The sequence below is a fragment of the Micromonospora sp. NPDC002575 genome, from assembly GCF_042889525.1.
GTDB classification, from domain to species: domain Bacteria; phylum Actinomycetota; class Actinomycetes; order Mycobacteriales; family Micromonosporaceae; genus Micromonospora; species Micromonospora carbonacea.
The window spans coordinates 171,119-192,655 of the sequence record NZ_JBIARA010000015.1; the positions used below are offsets into that span (position 1 = coordinate 171,119).

Annotated in this window: 18 protein-coding genes; 8 read left to right on the top strand and 10 right to left on the bottom strand. The window is 74.8% G+C overall.

What is annotated here, in order from left to right; genetic code table 11:
• Positions 1 to 21: 21 nt before the first annotated feature.
• From ACFYWL_RS22235 to ACFYWL_RS22245, 3 genes are all read right to left on the bottom strand, one after another.
• Positions 22 to 1,086, bottom strand: coding sequence for a hypothetical protein (locus tag ACFYWL_RS22235; protein ID WP_386975582.1), 1,065 nt, complete (start codon positions 1,084 to 1,086; stop codon positions 22 to 24).
• 118 nt (positions 1,087 to 1,204) lie between these two features.
• Entirely contained in the window at positions 1,205 to 2,374 is a 1,170-nt protein-coding gene (locus ACFYWL_RS22240; RefSeq protein WP_386975584.1) for a hypothetical protein, read from the bottom strand.
• Positions 2,371 to 2,736 (bottom strand): hypothetical protein, encoded by a 366-nt coding sequence (locus ACFYWL_RS22245; RefSeq protein WP_386975585.1) that lies wholly within the window; start codon positions 2,734 to 2,736, stop codon positions 2,371 to 2,373. Before ACFYWL_RS22245 ends, ACFYWL_RS22240 begins: the two co-directional genes overlap by 4 nt.
• A gap of 163 nt (positions 2,737 to 2,899) precedes the next feature.
• Between ACFYWL_RS22245 and ACFYWL_RS22250 the strand changes: the two genes are divergently transcribed.
• A complete protein-coding gene (locus ACFYWL_RS22250; RefSeq protein ID WP_386975587.1) occupies positions 2,900 to 4,306 on the top strand; it encodes an acyltransferase in 1,407 nt (468 codons plus the stop codon).
• Here ACFYWL_RS22250 and ACFYWL_RS22255 read toward each other — a convergent pair.
• Both ACFYWL_RS22255 and ACFYWL_RS22260 read right to left on the bottom strand, forming a co-directional pair.
• Positions 4,278 to 5,768 carry a CoA-acylating methylmalonate-semialdehyde dehydrogenase gene (locus ACFYWL_RS22255; protein WP_386975685.1) on the bottom strand — a complete coding sequence of 497 codons (1,491 nt, stop codon included), beginning with the start codon at positions 5,766 to 5,768 and terminating at the stop codon, positions 4,278 to 4,280. The two genes, ACFYWL_RS22250 and ACFYWL_RS22255, sit on opposite strands and share 29 nt — an antisense overlap.
• 38 nt (positions 5,769 to 5,806) lie before the next feature.
• The gene (locus ACFYWL_RS22260; RefSeq protein WP_386975589.1) at positions 5,807 to 7,111 is read right to left on the bottom strand and encodes an aspartate aminotransferase family protein; all 1,305 of its coding nucleotides are present in this window, start codon (positions 7,109 to 7,111) and stop codon (positions 5,807 to 5,809) included.
• Between the two features lie 220 nt (positions 7,112 to 7,331).
• Between ACFYWL_RS22260 and ACFYWL_RS22265 the strand changes: the two genes are divergently transcribed.
• Positions 7,332 to 8,366, top strand: coding sequence for a hypothetical protein (locus ACFYWL_RS22265; RefSeq protein ID WP_386975687.1), 1,035 nt, complete (start codon positions 7,332 to 7,334; stop codon positions 8,364 to 8,366).
• A gap of 68 nt (positions 8,367 to 8,434) precedes the next feature.
• Here the strand turns inward: ACFYWL_RS22265 and ACFYWL_RS22270 are convergent, their stop codons facing one another.
• Positions 8,435 to 9,103: a Tat pathway signal sequence domain protein gene (locus ACFYWL_RS22270; protein ID WP_386975590.1), complete on the bottom strand. Its 669-nt coding sequence runs from the start codon at positions 9,101 to 9,103 to the stop codon at positions 8,435 to 8,437.
• 471 nt (positions 9,104 to 9,574) lie between these two features.
• Here ACFYWL_RS22270 and ACFYWL_RS22275 point away from each other — a divergent pair, with 471 nt between their 5' ends.
• The 3 genes from ACFYWL_RS22275 (at position 9,575) to ACFYWL_RS22285 (ending at position 11,688) form a co-directional block, all read left to right on the top strand.
• Positions 9,575 to 10,393: a TetR/AcrR family transcriptional regulator gene (locus tag ACFYWL_RS22275; protein WP_386975592.1), complete on the top strand. Its 819-nt coding sequence runs from the start codon at positions 9,575 to 9,577 to the stop codon at positions 10,391 to 10,393.
• Between the two features lie 235 nt (positions 10,394 to 10,628).
• Complete coding sequence (locus tag ACFYWL_RS22280; protein WP_386975594.1) at positions 10,629 to 11,258, top strand: DUF6230 family protein; 630 nt, start codon at positions 10,629 to 10,631, stop codon at positions 11,256 to 11,258.
• Position 11,259: 1 nt separating this feature from the next.
• The gene (locus tag ACFYWL_RS22285; RefSeq protein ID WP_386975596.1) at positions 11,260 to 11,688 is read left to right on the top strand and encodes a DUF6114 domain-containing protein; all 429 of its coding nucleotides are present in this window, start codon (positions 11,260 to 11,262) and stop codon (positions 11,686 to 11,688) included.
• Here ACFYWL_RS22285 and murD read toward each other — a convergent pair.
• A complete protein-coding gene (gene murD / locus ACFYWL_RS22290; protein WP_386975598.1) occupies positions 11,685 to 13,043 on the bottom strand; it encodes a UDP-N-acetylmuramoyl-L-alanine--D-glutamate ligase in 1,359 nt (452 codons plus the stop codon). The two genes, ACFYWL_RS22285 and murD, sit on opposite strands and share 4 nt — an antisense overlap.
• An 87-nt stretch (positions 13,044 to 13,130) precedes the next feature.
• Here murD and ACFYWL_RS22295 point away from each other — a divergent pair, with 87 nt between their 5' ends.
• Positions 13,131 to 14,477: a hypothetical protein gene (locus ACFYWL_RS22295; RefSeq protein ID WP_386975600.1), complete on the top strand. Its 1,347-nt coding sequence runs from the start codon at positions 13,131 to 13,133 to the stop codon at positions 14,475 to 14,477.
• 11 nt (positions 14,478 to 14,488) lie between these two features.
• Here the strand turns inward: ACFYWL_RS22295 and ACFYWL_RS22300 are convergent, their stop codons facing one another.
• The 3 genes from ACFYWL_RS22300 to ACFYWL_RS22310 all read right to left on the bottom strand — a co-directional run bounded on the left by ACFYWL_RS22300 (position 14,489) and on the right by ACFYWL_RS22310 (position 18,745).
• On the bottom strand, positions 14,489 to 16,276 hold the full coding sequence (locus ACFYWL_RS22300; protein ID WP_386975602.1) for a PucR family transcriptional regulator: 1,788 nt from the start codon (positions 16,274 to 16,276) through the stop codon (positions 14,489 to 14,491).
• A gap of 113 nt (positions 16,277 to 16,389) precedes the next feature.
• Positions 16,390 to 17,841 carry an argininosuccinate synthase gene (gene argG, locus ACFYWL_RS22305; RefSeq protein ID WP_386975604.1) on the bottom strand — a complete coding sequence of 484 codons (1,452 nt, stop codon included), beginning with the start codon at positions 17,839 to 17,841 and terminating at the stop codon, positions 16,390 to 16,392.
• A gap of 82 nt (positions 17,842 to 17,923) precedes the next feature.
• Positions 17,924 to 18,745: a TrmH family RNA methyltransferase gene (locus ACFYWL_RS22310; protein WP_386975606.1), complete on the bottom strand. Its 822-nt coding sequence runs from the start codon at positions 18,743 to 18,745 to the stop codon at positions 17,924 to 17,926.
• Between the two features lie 120 nt (positions 18,746 to 18,865).
• Between ACFYWL_RS22310 and ACFYWL_RS22315 the strand changes: the two genes are divergently transcribed.
• Together ACFYWL_RS22315 and ACFYWL_RS22320 are read left to right on the top strand one after the other, a co-directional pair.
• Positions 18,866 to 20,713: a thiamine pyrophosphate-requiring protein gene (locus tag ACFYWL_RS22315; protein ID WP_386975608.1), complete on the top strand. Its 1,848-nt coding sequence runs from the start codon at positions 18,866 to 18,868 to the stop codon at positions 20,711 to 20,713.
• 163 nt (positions 20,714 to 20,876) lie between these two features.
• Positions 20,877 to 21,503 carry a dTMP kinase gene (locus ACFYWL_RS22320; RefSeq protein WP_386975609.1) on the top strand — a complete coding sequence of 209 codons (627 nt, stop codon included), beginning with the start codon at positions 20,877 to 20,879 and terminating at the stop codon, positions 21,501 to 21,503.
• Positions 21,504 to 21,537 lie beyond the last annotated feature (34 nt).

Consider the following 21,537-nt stretch of genomic DNA (forward strand, 5'->3'; position numbering starts at 1 on the left):
GCCGTCTTCAGGCGAGGCCGCTCAGCCCAGCGTCGCCTGGAGACGGCCGCCGCCGCAACTGGCGCTGCTGACGTCGATGGATCCACGGGCTCGGCCGTTGGCGATCGTCACCCTCATCGACCCGCCCTGGACGGTGTACGGGCACGCGAGGATGCCGTTGGCCGCCGTGAACAGGCTCATCCCGGTCGACGCCGTCATCGGGTCCGCCTTGACGGTGATGGTCGCGCCGGAGACTGCGACCCGCCCCATGTCGAAGGTGTTGCTGCTGTTGGGGTCGCACACCGTGTTGCTGAGGAACTGAACGGCTCCCACCTGGGGCGCCCCGAGCGGGAACCCCGAGATCAGGCACACGTCGACGGGGTTGCCGCCGGCCGGCTTGGCCACGTGCACGGTCCCGGACCGGCGGAAGCCGACGCCGTTGACAGTGCCGTCGAGGGTCACGGGGTACGACCCGGGTCGCGGCCCCGTGTAGTGCGGTGGGATCTTGACGCCGGTCCTGACCCGGACCTCGCCCTGGACCACCGAGACGCTTCCCCCGCCCATCGGCTGGCCGCCGGGAACGGCCGCTTCGAACGCGTTGCTCTCCCACAGAAAGCTCACCTCGGCCGACATCAGGTCCATCGTGCCCTCGACGTGCGCGGTCGTGCTGGTCCCCGTCCCCGCGCTGGACGATCCCGAGGCGCGGAACGACACCGTGGTCCCGGCGACCGAGTAGGTGCCGACCAGCGGATAGAGACTGGCGATGACGTTTGTCGAGTCGAAGGTGAACCTGCCGCCGCGGAAGTCCCACATCGCGTCGGCGACCCGCTGCCGCTGATCACCTGTCGCGCCGGTGAGCGAGAGGACGGCGCGGGTGCGGAAGGTGCCCGGGATGCTCGCCACGGGCCCGGGCGACGTCGTGCTGACGACGACCGTGGTCGGCGGCGGCGCGGGTGTCTGCTGGCCGTCCTGGCTGCCGGTGGGCGACGGGTCCAGGCTCGGCGCGGACGCCGAGGGGCCCGGACCGGGGTCGTCGCCGCAGCCCGACGCCCCCACGAGCAGTGCGGTCGCCACCAGAACGGAGCAGACGCGACGGACGGTGCTCATGACTGACCTCATCTCATGCTGGCTGCTGACGTGCCGCGCGGTTAAGGCCGATCCGCACGGATATTCTCCCGTGGCGCGGGTGTCATTCAGCCGCTGAGTTGCTCATCCGACAACGGCGTCACTGCGCGCGGAGAATGGCCTCGACCTCATAGGAGGTTGTCGTAGCAAGCGCCGTGGTCGTCAAGGTCAGTCTGATTACCGGCTCGTTGCCGCTGAGATCCAACATGCCACCGACAACGGCGTCGGCCGCGGTGACTCCCTCACCCGACGAACGGTGCCCCGAGAGGACATAAACCGGAGCAGCGCGGACGACCGTCCCCGTTACCGGGAAGATGTCGGTGCGCGAATCCGGTGGATCGTAGACGAAACGGCCGCCATCCCGCGCGTCGACGATGAGCACCGCTCCCGAAAAGCGCGCTCGGGCCCTCTCGACGAACTCCGGGCTGCCCTGCAACCGACGGAACGAGGTGATCGTCTTGACGGTGTAGCGAATGCCCGCGACCTGCTCGCCAGGTCGGCCGGACGCGCTGGCGTCGGCGACCGGAGCGGGGGCGATCGGGATCGACAGCAGCGCTTCAGGATCCTCGGAGACCAGTGTCGCGGCCAGCGTCGCGGTGAAGGTGCTGCTGCCGCTTCCACCGAAGGCGTGCAGGCCCTGCAGACTGATGCTGCCCTCGATCTTCGACCCGGCAGGACGAAACCGGATCTCACCCCCGTCGGGAACGTATGCCATGGACGCGATGCCGCTCGTGGCGATGAACGCGTTCATGCTGTCCCTCAGCGCCGGGGGCGGATTCACCGGGACCAGCACCACCTCCCCCGCGCTCTCGGCGAGGGTGACGACCGGCGCGTCCGCTCCCGCACCGAAGCAGGTGCCGTTGGTGCCGAACAGGATCGCGCCGGGGACGGGATTCCCCCACGGGTCTCCGACCCTCAGGCACCACTCGTACGGCAGCGAGTCCGTCGCCTGACGGATCCGCAGCTCGCCCTGTTGCTCGAAGGGCGAACCGCCCACCACGCTCCCCCGAATGGTCACCGTGTAGGCGCCTGTCCGCACCGGATCGATCCGTCGGCCGTTGGCATCGCGGGCCGCCACGATCAGCACGGCGATGCCGCCGGTCGCGAGCAGGACCATCAGCGCGATGAGCCACAGCAGCCATTGATGACGCAACAGGTGAGACCCGACCCAGACCCTGTTGCGGTCTCCGGTGATGACCGGAGCGCCCACCGTGCCTCCGACATGGACGGAACGGTCGACGGCGGTCGGCTCGCGCCCGGCGTTCGTCACCGAACTGATTTCGGCTGCACGACGACATTGTCGTCTCCCGTGATCACCGGCGCTTCGACGTCACCCTCGACACGAACAGACCGGTCGGTGGCCGGTGACGCCGGCTCGGGTGTTCCGGAAATCGAAGTGTCACGTGGCCCACGGAGAGTGAGAATGCCCATCAGCACGCCCACGAGGCCGAAGGCCACGGCGGCGAACCCCGCGAACACACTCGACCAACTGTCTGCCTCCTGGAGGGTCTTCCCCGACAGGAACCAGACCCATCCGCCAATTCCCGCAGCGCACGCGATCAACGCCAGCGCCAGGACGGACTTCGTGCGAAATGTCAAACCAGACCACCCCACCCCGACCAGAGCGGTCAAAATGGACCAAGCTGCTCGATGAGTCGAGACGCATTTCATTTTACCGTCGAGGCACCATCAGACACAGCCCGGAACTGCACGGATTCGGCACGGGGCCCGGTCTGTGCCCGAGGTTCCCACCGAACTCGCCGCCGGCCGCCCCGGCCTGGCATAGCCTGGGCCCATGCGCCGCCTGCGGCAGCTCGCCGAGCGCACGCCGGCCGGGCGGGAACGCTACGTCGACCTGCTGCGGGCCGTCGCCATCTGCATGGTCGTCGCCGGGCACTGGGGCGTCACCGTCATCGGCCGCGACGCCGCCGGCCGGCCCACCGGCCACTCCGCGCTCGGCGACCTGCCGTGGACGTACCCGCTGACCTGGGTGGCGCAGGTGCTGCCGGTGTTCTTCCTCGTCGGCGGGTTCGCCAACGCCGCCTCGCTGACCGCGAACCGGGCCCGCGGCGGCGACGCCACCGGCTGGCTGCTCGATCGCAGCGCCCGGCTGGCGTCGCCGACCACCGTCCTGCTGCTGGTGCTGGCGGCCGGCGCGGGCGGGGCGTGCCTGTGGGGCGCCGGGCAGGCGCGGATCCGCACGGTGGTCTGGTTCGCCACCATCCCGCTGTGGTTCCTCGTGCCCTACCTGGCCGCCGTCGCGCTCACCCCGCCGATGCACGCCCTGCACCGCCGCTTCGGGCTGGCCGTGCCGGCGGCCCTGGTCGGCGTGGTCGCCCTCGGCGACCTGGGCCGGTTGGCCGGGCCCGCGCCGCTGGCGTACGGCAGCTACCTGGCCGGCTGGCTCGCCGTGCACCAGGCCGGCTTCGCCTGGTACGACGCCCACGCCGCCGCCCGGCCGCCCCCGGCGGGCGGGCGGAACACCGAGGGCGCCCGGCACCCGCTGCCGACGTCCCGGCCGGCGGCGGTCGGGCTGCTCGCCGGCGGCCTCGGCGCGCTGCTGCTGCTCACCGGCGTCGGGCCGTACCCGGTGGCGATGCTGCACGTGCCCGGCGAGCGGCTGGACAACGCCAGCCCGCCGAGCCTGGCGCTGCTCGCCCTGGCCACCGCCCAGCTCGGGCTGGTCCTGCTGCTGCGCGACCCCGCCGAGCGGTGGCTGCGCCGGCCCGGCCCGTGGCAGGCCGTCATCGCGGTCAACTCGGTGGTGCTGACCGTCTTCCTCTGGCATCTCACGGCCGCCCTGCTGCTGGTCGGCGCGCTGGACGCGCTCGGCCTGCTGCCCACGCCCGCGGCGGGGACCGGCGCGTGGCTGGCCTGGCGGGTGCCCTGGCTGCTGCTGCTCGCCGTGGTGCTGGCCGGGCTGGTCGCCGTCTTCGGCCCGGTCGAGGCGCGGGCCGGCCGGCGGCGGCGCGCCGGGGAGGGTGCGCGTCGCCGCCGGCCGGTGGAGGGCGGTCGCCGCCCGGCCCGCACCGGCCTGGTGGTCGCCGGGTACGCCGCCGTCATCGCGGGGCTGCTGGTCAACACGGTGACCCCGAAGGCCGCGCCCGAGCCGCTGGGGCTGCCCGCCCCGGCGCTGGTGGCGTACCTGGCCGGGGCGGGGCTGCTGCGCATGCTCAGGTCTGGGTGGGGAACCCGAGGTTGACCCCGCCGTGGCGGGGGTCCAGCCACCGGCTGGTGACCACCTTGCCCCGGGTGAAGAAGCGCACCCCGTCCTCGCCGTGGGCGTGCAGGTCGCCGAAGAGGGACGCCTTCCAGCCGCCGAACGAGTAGTACGCCATCGGCACCGGGATCGGCACGTTGATGCCGACCATGCCGGCCTCCACCTCGTGCTGGTAGCGCCGGGCCGCGCCGCCGTCGTTGGTGAAGATCGCCGTGCCGTTGCCGTACGGGTTGGCGTTCACGAGGTCCACCGCCTCGTCGTACGAGCCGACCCGCAGCACGCCGAGCACCGGCCCGAAGATCTCGTCGGTGTAGATCGACATGTCCGGGGTGACCCGGTCGAACAGGGTCGGGCCCAGCCAGAAGCCGTCCGGGTCGCCGTCCGGGGCGACGTCGCGCCCGTCGACGACGGGGACGGCCCCGGCGGCCACGCCGGCCTCGACGTACGCGCGGACCCGCGCGGCGTGCGCGGCGGTCACCAGGGGGCCCATGTCGCAGCCGCGCCGCCCGTCGCCGGTGCGCAGCCGGCCCATCCGCTCGGCGATCCGGGCGACCAGGGCGTCGGCGACCGGCTCCACCGCGACCAGCGCGGAGATCGCCATGCACCGTTCCCCCGCCGAGCCGAAGCCGGCGTTGACCGCCGCGTCGGCGGCCAGGTCCAGGTCGGCGTCGGGGAGCACCACCATGTGGTTCTTCGCCCCGCCGAGCGCCTGCACCCGCTTGCCGGCGGCGGTGCCGCGCTGGTGCACGTGCCGGGCGACCGGGGTGGAGCCGACGAACGACACCGCCCGCACCCCCGGGTGGTCGAGCAGCGCGTCGACCGTCTCGGCGTCGCCGTTGACCACGTTGAGCACGCCGTCGGGCAGGCCGGCCTCGGCGAACCACTCGGCCAGCAGCAGCGCCGCGCTCGGGTCCTTCTCGCTGGGCTTGAGCACCACCGCGTTGCCGCAGGCCACCGCGACCGGCACGAACCACAGCGGCACCATCACGGGGAAGTTGAACGGGGAGATCACCGCGACCACCCCGAGCGGCTGGCGCAGGCTGTAGGAGTCGACCTCTGTGGACACGTTCTCGCTGAACCCGCCGCGCAGGGCCGAGGGGATGCCGCAGGCGTACTCGATGACCTCCAGGCCGCGCTGCACCTCCCCGGCGGCGTCGGCGAGGACCTTGCCGTGCTCGGCGGTGATCACCTCGGCGAGCCGGTCGCGGCGGGCGTTGACCAGCTCGCGGAACGCGAACAGCACGGCCGTGCGCCTGGCCAGGGAGGCGTCGCGCCAGGCGCGGGCGGCGCGGCCGGCGGCCTCGACCGCGTCCGCCACGTCCGCGGCGCAGGCCAGGGCCACCTGCCCGGTACGCCGCCCGGTGGCCGGGTCGAACACGTCCCCGCGCCGGCCGGACGTGCCGTCGACCCGCTTGCCGTCGACGAAGTGCCCGATCAGGTTCACGCCGCCCGGCTCGGACTGCGGCCCGCCCGCCCCGGACGTCACGCCGCCGCCTCGCCGTCGGCGCAGGAGCGGACGGCGTCGACCAGGATGGCCAGCCCCTCGCGGGCCTCGTCCTCGGTGAGGGTCAGCGGCGGGCCCATCCGCAGCACGTTGCCGTAGAGGCCGCCCTTGCCGACGAGCAGGCCGCCGGCCCGGCACGCCTCGAAGACCCGGGTGGTCAGGGCCGGGTCGGGCTCGGCGGTGCCCGGGTGGACGAACTCGACGCCGAGCATCAGCCCCTTGCCGCGTACCTCGGCGACGCAGTCGAGGCCGCCCACGGCGGCCCGCAGCCCGTCGGCGAGGATCGCGCCGACGCGGGCCGCGTTGGCCTGGAGGTCGTGGTCGAGCAGGTAGTCCAGGACGGCGTTGCCGGCGGCCGTGGCGACCGGGTTGCCGCCGAAGGTGGAGAAGCTGATCGCCGGCACCGACTCCATGACCTCGGCCCGGCCGACGACCCCGGCGAGGGCGAAGCCGTTGCCGATGCCCTTGGCGAAGGTGAGCAGGTCCGGGGTGACGTCGTGCGCCTGGTAGCCCCAGAAGTGCTCCCCGGTGCGCCCCCAGCCGGTCTGCACCTCGTCGGAGATCAGCAGGATGCCGTGCTCGTCGAGCACCTTCTTCCAGGCGGCGAGCAGGCCGTCGGGGCCGTGCACGAAGCCGCCGACGCCCTGGACCGGCTCGGCGATCAGGCAGGCGACGTCGCCGGCGGTCTGGGTGGCGAGGACCTCGCGCAGGTCCTCCACCGCCGCGTCGAGGCGGTCGGCGGGGTCGAGGCGGGCCAGCAGGCCGCGCAGCCGCTCGCCGGAGTGCAGCCAGGCCACCTGGAGCGGGTTGAGGGCGCTGGCCGACCAGCCCCGGTTGCCGGTGACGCCCATCGTCGCGTACGTGCGCCCGTGGTAGCTGTTGCGCACGGCGAGGATCTGGTGGGAGCGGCGGTGGTTGGTGGCGGCCAGCAGGGCGGCCTCGTTGGCCTCGGTGCCGGAGTTGGTGAAGAAGACCCGCGCGTCGGGGATGCCGGAGCGCCGGGCGATCTTCTCGGCCAGCTCGACCTGCTGGCGGATCAGGTAGAGCGTCGAGGTGTGCACGAGGCCCGTGGCGAGCTGCCGCTGCACCGCCTCCCGGATCTCGGGGATGTCGTAGCCGATCATGTTGGTCAGCACGCCGCCGAAGAAGTCCAGGTAGGTGCGGCCCCGCGCGTCGGTGACCCGGCGGCCGGCGCCGGAGACCAGCTCGATCGGCTCGGCGTAGTAGAGCGGCATCCAGGACGGCAGCACGGCCCGGTGCCGGGCCAGCAGGTCGTCGGTCATTCGTCGCACCCTCCAGCGCGTTGGCGGTCACCGCACGCTCCCACCCACCGGCGGCGGGGACAACTGCCACTGTGTAGCGGACCGGCGGCCTTCGGCTGACAGCACGTCAACCGATCGGCTGCGGTTTCCGGGGCGTTCGGCGCGACCGACGCGCGTTTCCCGCGGCCCCGGGCTCCGGAGGCGACGCGATCCGCACGGTACGATCCGGGGCGTGCGGATCATGCGGGACGTGCCGCTACCCGACGGGGCGGCGGGCGCTCCCCCGGCACGGATCGTCGACGGGGTGCGCGCCTGGGTGTGCTCGCCGCCGCTGCGGGACCTCGTCGCGCGGTTCGGCGGCGGCGACGCGCCCCGGGGCGGCCCGTCCTCCGCCGACCCGTCCTGCGGCGACCCGTTCCCCGGCGACCCGTTCTCCGGCGATCTGGCGGCGGCGCTGGCCTGGCTGGACGACTTCTCCGCCCGGCACTGGGACTTCCGGGGCGGGCGGGAACGCCCCGAGGCCGTCGAGCCCGCGTTCGATCCCCGCACGGCGGGGCTGGTGCTCGCCGCGGCGTCCGCGCTGGGCCTGGTCCGCCCGGTCCCGCCGGCCCGCCGGGCGTACGCGCACCTGGTCGTCCTCGGCGGGCTCGCGCACGCCTGCCTGCGCCGGGTCGCGTACGCCGCGCACCTGGTGCGCTCGGGCACGGCGGTGGCCGGCGAGGTGGCCGTGCTGGGCAGCTTCCGCCCGCTGTCGGTGGCGGAGCGGCAGGCGCTGGCCGGCGCGGGCGTCGTGGCCGGCGACACCGAGGTGGACGCCCTCGACGCGGCGGTCCGGCTCGCGTTCGGGGTGGCCGGGCCGGCCGAGGAGGACGGCGTGGACGCCGGCCACCCGCACCGCTCCTGGTCCTCGCGCACCTGGCGGCCGGCGGGGTCGCCCCCGGTGCGGGTGCTCGCCGCCCCGTCCGGCGAGCCCGGTCGGCGGCGCGCGCACACCGCCGACACGCAGCGGTTCTGGGCCGAGCACGTCCGGCTCTCGCCGGGCGATCCGGTGCTGATGGTCACCGCGCCGGCCTACGTGCCGTTCCAGCACTGCGACGCGCTGCGCACGCTCGCCGTGCCGTACGGGTGCGGGATCGAGACCGTCGGCGTCGACCCGGCCCTGCCCGACCTGGTGCGGCTGCCCGAGCCGACCCTGACGCCGGGGCGCTACCTCCAGGAGATCCGCTCGGCGATCCGGTCGATGCGCGCCCTGCACGCCGCTGTCGCGGGCGGCTGAGCGGCCGGGGACCGGGAGCCCGGCCGGCGTCCGACGGGGAGATCGGACGCCGGCCGGGCCGGCGCGGATCAGTTCACGTAGACGGTCGCGCCGCCCTGCGTGGTGTCCCGGACCGGGGCGTACGTCGCGCTGAAGTACGCCGAGGAGAAGCAGGTGCCCGGGCCGGAGGACTTGGTGAAGGGCTGGTTGACGAAGGCGATCGAGGTGGTGGCGTTGGACGCCGTCCCCCGCACGACGCCGCCGTTGGCCTGGTAGACGCAGGTGACGTTGCCCAGCAGGGTGCGCAGCGAGACGGTGCTCTGAATCGACCCGGTGAGGGTGACCGCGCCGGCGCTGGTGACGGAGACGGCGTAGGGCAGGTTGTCGACCGTCACGCTGTTGACCCCGAGGGTGCCGACCACGTTGCTGGTGCAGCTGGTGAACGTCTGTCCGGTGAGGCTCTCGGTGGCGGTGCCCGGCGCGGCCGGGTTGGTGACCGCCTTGGCGGTGAAGGTGGACGCGGCGCACTTGACGCCGGTCGTGCCGGTGGCCGACGAATAGAAGTTGGCGGTGGTCCCGGTCTGGAGGCTGGCCTGGAGGGTGTCGCCGACGGCGACGGCGGTCCCGCCGGCGCTGCCGGTGGTGAGCACCGTGTTGGCGAGGGCGACCGGGCCGGCGGCGGAGGCGGGAGCCGCCACGAGGGAGCCGAGCAGCGCGGCGGCGGCGAGACCGACGGCGGCGCGTGCGTACCTGGGCATGGTGGGTCCTTTCGACGGTGGTGGTGCGACGGCGGCGGCCGGACCGGCGGGTCACCGCGCCCGGCGGGCCGGGCGTGGCCGGGTGGCCGCGGAGGTGGCCACGGAGGGACGCCGTGACCGTGGGCCCGCCGCCGGTGGACGGTCGGGCGACGGGGACGGGACGCCGCCGGGCGGCGGCGGGACGGGTGGTGCGGGTCGGTGGCCGGTGACCCGGCGGAGCGACCCTCGGGGTCCGGCCGGTCAGCGGCCGGTGCCGGCTGGGGCACTGCGGCGCAGCCGCGTCACCCGCACCTTTCCGGCCTTGGGGGCACCCGTGCGGTCGGCGATAATGGCGACCATCGAGCCCTCCTTCGGCGCTGCTCGGTGCGGCCATCCGGCGCAGATGACCATCAGTGACCCGACCGGAACCCAATGTGGTGAAGTTATAAACCCCGGAGGGTCGCAAAGTCAATCGTCGATTCAGGGAGGTCGATGTCAATGTCGCTGGCGCCCCACCCGGAGACCGGATCCGCGCCCCCGCCGCCGGAGCCCCGGCCCGGGTCCACGCCCCTGCCGGGGGCCCGGCCCGGGCGCGACCCCGACCGGGCGATCAAGCGCGGGCCGCGCCGCCAGTCGGCCGAGGCGGTCGCGGCGACCCAGCGCGACCGGCTCTTCGACGGGCTGGTCCACGAGGTGGCGGCCAGGGGCTACGACAACGCGCGGGTCACCGACATCTGCGCCGCGGCCGGCGTGACCCGCCCCGCCTTCTACGCCCTCTTCGCCGGCAAGGAGGACGCCTTCCTGGCCACCTACCGGCACGGCACGGCCGTCCTGCTGCGCCTCATGGACGACGCCTACGCCGGGGCCGGGCCGGACTGGCCCGACGCCGCCCGGGCGGCCCTGCGCACGCTGCTGGAGGTGCTGGCCAGCGTGCCCGCGTTCGCCCGGATGGCGCTCGTGGAGATCGACGCCGCCGGCCCGGCGGCCCGCGCCGAACGGGACCTGCTGCTGGCGCGGTTCCACCGGTTCTTCCACCCCGCCCGGCCCCGGTCGCCCCTGTCGGCCGAGGAGGACGACCTGCTGGTGACGACGGTGGTCGCCGGCATCTACGGCACCCTGCGCCTGCGGGTGAGCCAGGGCCGAACGGCCGAGCTGCCCCGGCTGCTGCCGGTCCTGACGTACGCGATGACCGCGCCGTTCCTCGGGCCCGAGGCCGGCGACCGGGCGGCGCGGGCGGCCGACGCGGGCGGCCCGGGCGTCTCGGCCCCCTGCGCGGTCGACCCGGCGCGCCCGGCCCGGGGCGGCGACTGAGCGGGCCGGCGAACCGCAGCATGGTCAGAAACCGTCGCGGTTTCTCACTATCGGCAATTTTTCGCAGATCGACCGGCTCCACTGGACATCAATCTTGACCAGCCTTTTACTCGGCGGTAACTTCGCCCTGCGACGGCCTCGACACGCCGCACGCGAACCAATTCAGATCATCGCCCCGCTCCGCGTCGCGGCCCCCGCATTGTCGCGGACGAATCGATCTCGAAGAGGAGCCGTCATGTCGGACGACACCGTATCCACCGAGCCGGTCCCGCCCTCCGGCGGCGTGCGCTGGCGGCGGTTCGCGGTCAGCCTGGCCGCCGCCGGGGTGGGCGCCGCCGGAATGGTGCTGCTCACCGCACAGGGGGTGCTCGGCGCGCAGTTCGCGATCTCCGGAATGCCCTTCGTCGTCACCGCCGACAAGCTCGACGGGACCGGGTTCGAGCAGTTCGCCACGCTCGACCAGATGATCGAGGACAGCCCCAACCAGGGCGACACCGGCGGCCAGGTCGTCGTGCTCGTCTCGGCGATCGACCGGGCCGAGCTGACCAACCTGTGCCAGAGCATCAACCTCGGCGGCATGTACATGAAGCTCACCGCCGGCACCGGCGGCAAGCCGGTGACCGCCCGCACCATGGTCGTCGACTCCGACGAGATCTCCGGCAACGCGTCGTTCCAGTCGATCGACATCGGCCAGGACGCCAGCACGCTGGACAAGGTCCCCGGGGTGCGGGGCAACCCGGGCGTCTTCGGCCAGCAGGCCGACAGGGTCACCATCACGGGGCTGCGGCAGAACAACTACGCCACCACGGCCGCGGTGTTCACCCTGCCGAACCTGCGGATGCGCTTCTCCTCCGAAGGCTGCTGAGATGGCCGAGGGTGACGCGGCGCACCGGGCCGCCGGGGGGTCGACCTCCGGCGGGGCCGGCCGGTGGCGGGCCTGGCGGCGCAGCCGTCCCTTCTGGGGCGGCCTGCTCGTCGCCCTCGGCGGCGTCGAGATCCTCGTGACGCTGCGCGCGCCACTGCCGGTCATCCTGCACGTCGGGCCGCAGGGGCTGGCCGGCTACCTGGTGCCGGTCGTCCTGCTGCTGTGCGGCGTGCTGCTGCTGGCCCACCCGCCGCAGCGGCTGTTCTACGCGCTGGTCTCCCTGGTGCTCGCCCTGGTCTCCTGGCTGACGTCCAACCTGGGCGGTTTCTTCGTCGGGATGCTGCTCGCGCTGGTCGGCGGCTGCCTCGCGTTCGCCTGGACGCCGGTCAAGGCGCACCGCCGCCCGGCCGGGGCCGCCCGCAGCGGCTAGCGGGCGGGGTGGGCGGCGGTGTCCCGGACCGCCTCGGCGAAGACCTCGGACCGGTGCTCGAAGTTGCGGAACCGGCCGTAGCTGGGCGCGGCCGGCGACAGCAGCACCACCCCGCCGGCCGGGGTGACCTCCCGGGCCCGGCCCACGGCGGCCACCAGGTCGTCCACCACCTCGGCCCGCACCTTCGGCAGCCCGGCCAGGGCGGCCACGATCCGCTCCCCGCTGTCGGGGATGCCGAGCACGGTGATCTCCCGCTCGGCCAGGTGCTCGCGCAGCGGGGCGTAGTCCAGCCCCCGGTCGGTGCCGCCGACGATCACCGTCAACGGCCGCCCCTCGTACGCGTCGATGGCGTGCATCGCCGCGTACGGGCTGGTGGCCAGGGTGTCGTCGACGAAGGTGAGCCCCGACGGGTCGGCGATCTCGGTGAGCCGGTGGGCCAGGCCCTGGAACCCGGCGACCGCCACGGCGAGGGTGTCGGCGCGGGCCGCCACGTCCACGCCGAGCGCGTCGAGCACGGCGAGGGCGACGCAGAGGTTGCCCTCGTTGTGCCGGCCGACCAGGGGCAGCACCGCGCGCGCGAACAGCGGCCGGTCGCCGAGGTGGAACCAGGGCGTGCCGTCCGGGCCCGGGGCCACGTGCGTGGTGTCCGGGGAGCCGGCGCGCACGGCCGGCCGGTCGCCCAGCTCGGCGGCGAGCCGCGGGTCGGCCCCGTTGACCACGATCGCCTGCGGCCCGTGCGCCAGCAGATTGAGCTTGTCCCGGTAATACTCCCGCTCGCCGCCGTGCGCGTCCAGGTGCTCGGGGAAGAGTGCGGTGACCACCGCGACGCGCGGCGAGTCGGTCAGGTCGGCGCACTGGTAGCTGGACAGCTCCAGCACGTACAGGTCGGCGTCGGGCAGGTCGAGCAGCGGCACCCCGATGTTGCCGCCGAAGACGTTCGGCCGGTCGACCGCCGTGAGCAGGTGGCTGATCAGGCTGGACGTGGTGGACTTGCCCTTGCTGCCGGTCACCCCGACGGTCCGCCGGGCGTGGTCGGCCATCCACAGCGCGCTGCCCTGGGTGACGGTGACCCCCCGGCGGCGCAGCTCCACCAGCCACGGGTGGGTGTTCGGCACCCCCGGCGAGCGCACCACCACCTCGGCGGCGGCCAGCCGGGCGAAGCCCTCCTCGCCGGTGACCAGCGGGGCCGCCTCGGCCAGCGGCCCCTCCCAGGGCAGGGCCAGGAAGTTGGCGCTGTCGTCGACCGCGACCAGGTCCGCCGGGCCGTGCGCGGCGATCGCGGTCACCGCCGCCCGGCCCTCCCGGCCGGTGCCCCAGACGGCGACGGTACGTCCGCGCAGGTCAGACAGGCGCACAGGGAATCTCCTCCACGGTGGGGCACGTCGGCGGGCCGGTCCGACGCAGCCGGGCACGGCCGGACGAACCAGGGCCTAGTATGGCGTGTGCCCAACGAGCAGCTCCGGCGGATGGACGCCTTCACCTTCCCGTCCTACTCGATCGACCTCGCCACCGGCGAGGCGTTGTTCGACTACGCCCTCACCGGCCCAGACGGCGAGCAGCGGTTCACCGAGGCGATCACCCTCCCGCTGCCGGCGCAGCCGCCCTCCGACGCCACGGTGGCCACCCTCGGCCGGGTCCTGGAGCTGCTGCACGTGGTCGCCGGCGTCAGCTACTACAAGGCCGCCGCGCCCCGCCGGCTGGTGCTGCCCGCGCCGCTGGGCGGGGCCGCCGCCGCGCTGGTCACGGCCGTCTACACCAAGGGCCTCGCCGAATACGCCTACCGCAACCAGCTCCCGCACGTGCTGGAGCTGGCCCCGGAGATCCCCGCCGGGTCGGTGTCGCCCGCCCGCGCGTACGACAACTCCGAGCTGCGCCCCCTGTCGGCCGTCGGCGGCGGCAAGGACTCCATCGTCAGCCTGGAGGCGCTGCGCCACGCCGGCCTCGACCCGGTGCCGTTCTCGGTGAACCCGAACCACGTCATCGTCGCGGTCAACGAGGCGTCCGGGCTGACCGCCCTCGCGGCGCGGCGGCGCATCGACCCGGTGCTGTTCGACCTCAACGCCGCCGGGGCCCGCAACGGGCACATCCCGGTCACCGCGATCAACTCGCTGATCGCGGTCGCCACGGCCGTGCTGGGCGGGCTCGGCCCGGTGGTGATGTCCAACGAGCGGTCCGCGTCCGACCCGAACCTGGTCTGGAACGGCCACGAGATCAACCACCAGTGGTCCAAGGGCGTGGAGGCCGAGGGGCTGCTGCGGGCGGCGCTGGCCGAGCACGCCGGGCTCACCGAGCCGTACTTCTCGCTGCTGCGCCCGCTGTCCGAGCTGCACATCGCCCGGCTCTTCGCCGAGATCGACCGGTACGACGACGTGGTGACGAGCTGCAACGCCGCATTCAAGCTGCGCGACGCGAGCGAGCGCTGGTGCCGCGACTGCCCGAAGTGCCGGTTCGTCTTCCTGGCCATGGCGCCGTTCATGCCGCGCGAGCGGGTCGTGCGCATCTTCGGCGGCGACCTGCTGGCCGACGAGTCCCAGCTCCCCGGCTACCGGGAGCTGCTCGGCGTCGACGGGCACAAGCCGTTCGAGTGCGTCGGCGAGGTCGAGGAGTCGGTGGTGGCGCTGAGCCTCCTCGCCGAGCAGGACCAGTGGCGCGACGCGCCGGTCGTGCGCGCCCTGGTCGACGCGGTCCCCGAGACCGCCTGGTCGGCGGCGGCTGCCTCGGACGTCTTCACCCCCGGCGGCCCCCACCACGTCCCGCCCGCCTACGCGAAGGTCCTCCCGCCGGGCTGATCGGGGGCCGGTCAGGGGGTGCGGACGGCGTCCAGGGCCAGCAGGGCCACGTGCAGGGACAGGCACGCCTCCACCGAGTCCAGGTCGGCGTCGAGGATCCGGGCGATGCGGGCCAGCCGCTCGTAGAACGCCGGCCGGGACAGGTGCGCGGCGGCGGCAGCCGCCGACTTGTTGCGCCCCTGCTCCAGGTACGCCCGCAGGGTGCCCAGAAGCTGCTCGCGGGGGTGCCGGGCGTCGTACGCCAGCAGGGCCCCCAGCTCGCGCTCGACGAACGTCTGCAGGCGCGGCTCGTCGCGCAGCAGGTGCAGCAGGCCGGCCAGCCCGACGTGCGGCAGCCGGAAGATCGGCAGGTCCCGGCGGTCCCGGCGGGCCGCGTCGGCGACCTGCCGCGCCTCGACCAGCGAGCGGCGCGCCTCCCGGAGGCTGCCCACCCCGGAGCCGGCGGCGACGATCACCGCGCCCGCCCCCGTGGCCCGCGCCGCAGCGGGCTCGGCGGCCCTCGGCCCGGCGGCGTCGACCCGGTTGCGGCGCAGCGCGGCGGCGAACGCGGCCAGCGCCCGGTCCTCGGCCGCCGGGTCGGGCAGGGCGAGCAGCACGCCCACGGCCTGGTCGTCGACGGCGCTGCTCAGCCCCGTCAGCTTCGCCTCCCGCAGGGCCTGCCCGACCGCCTCGGACAGGTCCCGCAGCCGGGCCGGCCCCGCCTCCGGGTCCGCCGGAACGGGCCCCTCCGGCGGGGCCCCGTCGGCGGCCGGCTCGTCGCTGCGGTAGCGCACCACCACGCCGACCAGGTGCCGGCGGTCCAGCACCACGCCCAGGGCCCGCGCGCGCAGGGCCACCTCGTCGACCGGGCGGGAGTGGTCCAGCAGGGCGGTGAGCAGCGTGCGGTGGATCTGCCGCTCCAGCCCCTCGGCGTCGCGGCGGATCAGCCGGCCCAGCGCGAGCGTGGAGGCGGCCCGCTCGACGAGGATCGTCAGCCGCGTCGGCGGGGCCTGGGGCGGCGGGGCGACGCCGGCCGGGTCCGGCTCCGCCGCCCCGTCGGGCACCGGCGCGCCGGTGGTCAGCTCGCCGCCGCCCGGCCAGCGCAGCAGCAGCCGGCCCCAGTCCTGCCCCCGGGCCCCGACGGTGGTGACCAGCCAGCCCCGGTCCGCGTCGTACGCGGTCCGCCCCGGCGGGCTGATCCGCCGGGAGTGCTGCTCCCAGCCGTCCAGCAGCAGCTCGGCGCTCTGCCCCGCCGGGTCGTACGCGAGCACCTGCCGCGACAGGTTCTCCAGCACCACCGGGCAGCCGGACAGCTCGGCGGCCTGCCGGACCACCTCGGCCGGGCCGGCGCCCTCGACCGACAGCTCGGTGAACCGCTGGTGGATCTCCTCGGTCGCCCGCAGCTCGGTGAGCTGGGCGTCGACGATCAGCGCGTGCACGGCCTCGGTGACCCGCACGAACGGGGTGGCCCGGCGCAGCTCGACCAGGGGCAGCCCGCGCCGGGCCGCGGCGGCGGCCATCACCCGGGGCACGCCGCTGACGTACCGGCGGCCCAACTCGACGACGAGGCCGGAGACCCCGACGTCGGCCAGCTCGCCGATGAACGCGCGCAGCCCGGCGTCGTCGCCGGGCAGCCCGATGCCGGTGGTGAGCACCACCTCGCCGCCGCGCAGCAGGGCGGCGATGTCGGGCACCTCCGCCACGTGCACCCAGCGCACCGGCCGGTCCAGGCCGGCTTCCCCGGCCACCAGGCGGGGCGCGCCGTGGCGGATCGGGTCGAGCGCGAGGATCTCACGGACGGTAGGGAACACGCGCGACACGCTACCGTCCGTGACTCCGATCCTGAACAGGCCGCCACGTGGGGCCGGCGGCCGGTGCCGGGCGGGCCGCCGCCCTCGCCGGGTGGCTCGGGTGCCGGACCGCCGTGGCCCGGTCAGTCGACGCCGAGCTCCATGGCGGCGCGGTCGAGTGCCACGTCGTCGGCGGAGGGGACGCCCCGCGAGGCGATGGCCTCCGCGCCGCCCTGCGGCATCGCGCCGATCAGCCCCGTCGAGGCGGCCTGCGCCGCGCCGATCATCCGCTGGGGGGCCGCGCCGCCGACCAGGCCGAGGGAGGCGTACTGCTCCAGCTTCGCCCGCGAGTCGGCGATGTCCAGGTTGCGCATGGTGAGCTGGCCGATCCGGTCGGACGGGCCGAACGCCGAGTCCTCGGTGCGCTCCATCGACAGCTTGTCGGGGTGGTAGCTGAACGCCGGCCCGGTGGTGTCGAGGATCGAGTAGTCCTCGCCCCGGCGCAGCCGCAGGGTCACCTCGCCGGTGACCGCCGCGCCGACCCAGCGCTGCAACGACTCGCGCAGCATCAGCGCCTGCGGGTCCAGCCAGCGCCCCTCGTACATGAGCCGGCCGAGGCGGCGGCCCTCGTTGTGGTAGTTGGCCAGGGTGTCCTCGTTGTGGATGGCGTTGACCAGCCGCTCGTACGCGGCGTGCAGCAGCGCCATCCCGGGCGCCTCGTAGATGCCCCGGCTCTTGGCCTCGATGATCCGGTTCTCGATCTGGTCGGACATGCCCAGGCCGTGCCGGCCGCCGATGGCGTTGGCCTCCAGCACCAGGTCGACGGGGCTGCCGAACTCCTTGCCGTTGATGGTCACCGGGCGGCCCTGGTCGAAGCCGATCGTGACGTCCTCGGCAGGGATCTCCACGGTCGGGTCCCAGAACTTCACGCCCATGATCGGGTTGACCGTCTCGATGCCGGTGTCGAGGTGTTCGAGGGTCTTCGCCTCGTGGGTGGCGCCCCAGATGTTGGCGTCGGTGGAGTATGCCTTCTCGGTGCTGTCCCGGTAGGGCAGGCCGCGCTCCAGCAGCCACTCCGACATCTCCTTGCGCCCGCCCAGCTCGGTGACGAAGTCGGTGTCGAGCCACGGCTTGTAGATGCGCAGCTGCGGGTTGGCCAGCAGGCCGTAGCGGTAGAACCGCTCGATGTCGTTGCCCTTGAACGTCGAGCCGTCGCCCCAGATCTGCACGTCGTCGGAGATCATGGCCCGCACCAGCAGGGTGCCGGTCACGGCCCGGCCCAGCGGGGTGGTGTTGAAGTAGGCCCGCCCGCCCGAGCGGATGTGGAACGCGCCGCAGGTCAGCGCGGCCAGGCCCTCCTCGACCAGGGCGGCGCGGCAGTCGACCAGCCGGGCGACCTCGGCGCCGTAGCTGAGCGCGCGGCCGGGCACGGAGGCGATGTCGGGCTCGTCGTACTGGCCGATGTCGGCCGTGTAGGCGCAGGGGACGGCGCCCTTGTCGCGCATCCACGCGACCGCGACCGAGGTGTCGAGGCCGCCGGAGAAGGCGATGCCGACACGTTCGCCGATGGGCAGGGAGGTGAGAACCTTGGACACGGGGAAGATTATTCATCACGCCGCATGGTCATGCAAGCGGACGCGCCCGACGCGACGGGCGTCACTCCCCCGCCCGCGGCGGCTACCCGCCGCCGGACGGCGGATCGTCGCGGCCCAGCTCCCAGAACGCCACCGCCGCGGCGGCGGCCACGTTCAACGAGTCCACCCCGCGCCGCATCGGGACGACCACCCGCACGTCGCTGGCGGCCTGGGCCGCCGCCGTGAGGCCGGGGCCCTCGGCGCCCAGCAGCAGCGCCGCCCGCGCGCGCTGCGCCGGGGTCAGGCGCTGGATCGGCACCGCGTCCGCCGCCGGCGTCATGGCCAGCACCGTGAAGCCCGCCTCCCGCACCTGGCCCAGGCCGTCCGGCCAGCGCTCGAACTTGGCGTACGGCACCGCGAAGACCTCGCCCATGCTGACCCGCACGCTGCGCCGGTAGAGCGGGTCGGCGCAGGTGGGCGACAGCAGCACCGCGTCGACGCCGAGCGCGGCGGCCCCCCGGAAGATCGCGCCGAGGTTGGTGTGGTTGTTGACGTCCTCCAGGATCGCCACCCGCCGCGCGGCGGCGAGCACCCCCGCGGCGTCCGGCAGCGGCCTGCGCCGGAACGAGGCGAGCACCCCCCGGTGCACGTGGAAGCCGGTCGCCTGCTCCAGCACGTCCGGGGTGGCCGCGTACACCGGGGCGTCGCCGGTGTCGAGGTCGGCGAGCTGGTCGACCCGCTTGGCATCCACCAGGAACGACCGCGCCGGGTAGCCGGCCCGCAGCGCCCGGCGCAGCACCAGCTCGCCCTCGGCGATGAACAGGCCGTGCGGCGGCTCCCACCGGGTGCGCAGTTCCACGTCGGTCAGCGCGCGGTAGTCGGCGATCCGCTCGTCGTCGGGGTCGGTGATCTGGTGCACGGGCATCCGGCGATTCTGCCGGACCACGCCGCCGGCTCCGAGCGCCGGTCGCCGGTCGGCGTTTTCCCGGCGTACGACGGGGAAGGGTGACCCGGGACAGCGGACGCGACCGGAGGGACCCTGCGGGTGAGCGCGAAACAGGCCGGCGAGCCGGCACCGGACGGGCACGGCGGGCTGCCCAGGGACGCCACCGTCGCCGACCACATCGTGGCCCGGCTGGCCCAGTGGGGCGTGCGCCGCTACTTCGGCTACCCGGGCGACGGCATCAACGGGATGACCTCGGCGCTGCAACGCGCCGCCGGGCGGGCGGAGTTCGTCCAGGTGCGCCACGAGGAGACCGCCGGCTTCGCCGCGTCGGCGCACGTCAAGTACGGCGGCGGGCCGCTCGGCTGCGCCCTGGCCACCAGCGGCCCGGGCGCAATCCACCTGCTCAACGGCCTGTACGACGCCAAGCTCGACCACCAGCCGGTGGTGGCCCTGGTGGGGCACACCGCGCTGACCGCCGAGGGGGGCGGCTACTACCAGGAGGTCGACCTGCTCGCCCTCTACAAGGACGTCGCCTCGGCGTTCCTGGCCCAGCTCGACGACCCGTCCCAGGTGCGGCACCTGGTGGACCGGGCCTGCCGGACGGCGCTGGCCCGGCGCACGGTCACCGCGCTGGTGCTCCCCTCGGACGTGCAGGACGAGCCGGCCGTGCCGGACCCGCCGCACGCGCACGGCTACTACCACACCTCCGCCGTGCCGAGCAGCGCCACGACCGTGCCGCCGGAGGCGGACGTCCGCCGGGCGGCGGAGGTGCTGCGCGGCGGCGAGCGGGTGGCGATGCTGGTCGGCCAGGGCGCCCTGGGCGCGGAGGCCGAGGTGCGGCAGGTCGCCGACCGCCTCGGCGCGGGCGTGGCCACCGCCCTGCTCGGCTTCGCCGCCGTCGACCACCGCGAGCCGTGGGTCACCGGCGCGATCGGGCTGCTGGGCACCCGGCCGAGCTGGCAGCTCATGCGCGACTGCGACCGGCTGCTGATCGTCGGCAGCAACATGCCGTACTCGGAGTTCTACCCGCCGCAGGGGCAGGCCCGGGGCGTGCAGATCGACGTGGACGGCAGCCGACTGGGGCTGCGCTACCCCACCGAGGTCAACCTGACCGGCGACGCCGGCCCCACCCTGCGGGCGCTGCTGCGCGAGCTGGGCCCCGGCGCCGCACCGACCGCCTGGCGGCAGCGCATCGCCGACGCCACCGCCGGCTGGCGTCGCGCCCAGCGGGAGATCGCCGGCCAGTCCGCCGACCCGGTGAACCCGCAGGCGCTGTTCGCGGCGCTGGACGACCAGCTCCCCGGTGACGTCATGCTCGCCGTCGACTGCGGTACCTGCACCGCCTGGTACGCCCGGCACCTGCGGGTACGCCCCGGCATGCTGGCCAGCCTCTCGGGCACCCTGCTGTCGATGGGCGGGGCGATGCCGTACGGGATCGCCGCGAAGCTCGCCCACCCGGACCGGCCGCTGGTCGCCCTGCTCGGCGACGGGGCGATGCAGATGAACGGCGTCAACGAGCTGATCACCGTGGCGAAGCACTGGCGGAGCTGGCCGGACCCCCGGTTCGTGGTGCTGGTGCTCAACAACCGGGACCTCGCGTTCGTGAGCTGGGAGCAGCGCTCCGGCGAGGGCACCCCGATGTTCCCGGCCAGCCAGGACCTGCCCGACGTGGCGTACCACCGGTGGGCGGAGGTGCTCGGCCTGCACGGCGTCCTGGTCGACTCCCCCGACCAGGTGCCGGACGCCTGGCGGCGCGCCCTGGCCGCCGACCGCCCGACGGTGATCAACGCGATGGTGGACCCGGCCGAGCTGATGCTGCCGCCGCACTTCACCGCCGCGCAGGCGCGCAAGACGGCGGCGGCGGTGCTGCGCGACCCCGACCGGGCGGGCATCGTCCGACGCGGCCTGCCCGCCGCCGCCTCCACCTGGCGTCCCCGGCTGCGGTAGAAGGAAGGGCCCCTTCTTAACGCCTCCGGTAGAGAAGGGTCCCCTTCTCACGCCGGGGGCCCGGCGGGCGGGCGGCGGCCGGGCGGCGGGTGGAGCGCGGGGAGCGCGGGGCGCGGGGAGCGCGGGCGAGAGCGTTTGGCGCGCCGTGGGTAGGGTGGCCGCCATGCGGCGTCCCGTGCTGATCGCGCTCGTCGGCGTCGACGGCTCCGGCAAGACCACCCAGGCGCGGGCGTTGGCGCGGCGGCTGACCGCAAGGGGCGTCCCGGCCGCGTACTTCGAGAACGCCGGCGGCCGGCCGCTGTGGAACAGGCTCGCCCGGGCGGTCGGACGGCCGGACGGGGTGGCGCTGTTCGGTCGTACCCTCTATCCGGTCGTCGAGGCGACGGTGCGCGCGGCAGCGATGGCCCGCACCGTGCTCTGGTCGTGGGCGACCGGGCGCACGGCGGTGCTGGACCGCTGGACCTACTGCCAGCACGTGATCGTACGGGCCCGGGGCGACCGGGGCGGGCGGGCCGTGCGCGCGGCGTACCGGGTCTTCCCCGCGCCGGCGGTGGTCTGCTTCCTGGCGGTCGCGCCGGAGGTCGCGCAGCGGCGGGTGCTGGCCCGCGGCATCGACACCGAGGAGCTGACGCACCTGCGCGCGCTGGACGCCGCCTACCGGGCACTGCCGGAGTTCGGCGGGTTCGTCGTGGTGCCCGGCGACGGCGACCCCGACGAGGTGGCCGCCGCGCTGGACCGGGCGGTCGGGCCGCACGTCGCCCCGGGTTCCGGGCGCTCCGGGCAGCAGTGAGACCCCCTTGGCGTACGCCCGGAGGCCCGCCGAC

Coding starts and splice junctions, on each gene's coding strand:
- ACFYWL_RS22280 (WP_386975594.1), top strand. CDS start 10,629: ATGTCGGACGACACCGTATCCACCGAGCCGGTCCCGCCCTCCGGCGGC.
- ACFYWL_RS22265 (WP_386975687.1), top strand. CDS start 7,332: ATGCGGGACGTGCCGCTACCCGACGGGGCGGCGGGCGCTCCCCCGGCA.
- ACFYWL_RS22260 (WP_386975589.1), bottom strand. CDS start 7,111: ATGACCGACGACCTGCTGGCCCGGCACCGGGCCGTGCTGCCGTCCTGG.
- ACFYWL_RS22235 (WP_386975582.1), bottom strand. CDS start 1,086: ATGAGCACCGTCCGTCGCGTCTGCTCCGTTCTGGTGGCGACCGCACTG.
- ACFYWL_RS22270 (WP_386975590.1), bottom strand. CDS start 9,103: ATGCCCAGGTACGCACGCGCCGCCGTCGGTCTCGCCGCCGCCGCGCTG.
- ACFYWL_RS22320 (WP_386975609.1), top strand. CDS start 20,877: ATGCGGCGTCCCGTGCTGATCGCGCTCGTCGGCGTCGACGGCTCCGGC.
- ACFYWL_RS22275 (WP_386975592.1), top strand. CDS start 9,575: ATGTCAATGTCGCTGGCGCCCCACCCGGAGACCGGATCCGCGCCCCCG.
- ACFYWL_RS22285 (WP_386975596.1), top strand. CDS start 11,260: ATGGCCGAGGGTGACGCGGCGCACCGGGCCGCCGGGGGGTCGACCTCC.
- ACFYWL_RS22310 (WP_386975606.1), bottom strand. CDS start 18,745: ATGCCCGTGCACCAGATCACCGACCCCGACGACGAGCGGATCGCCGAC.
- ACFYWL_RS22250 (WP_386975587.1), top strand. CDS start 2,900: ATGCGCCGCCTGCGGCAGCTCGCCGAGCGCACGCCGGCCGGGCGGGAA.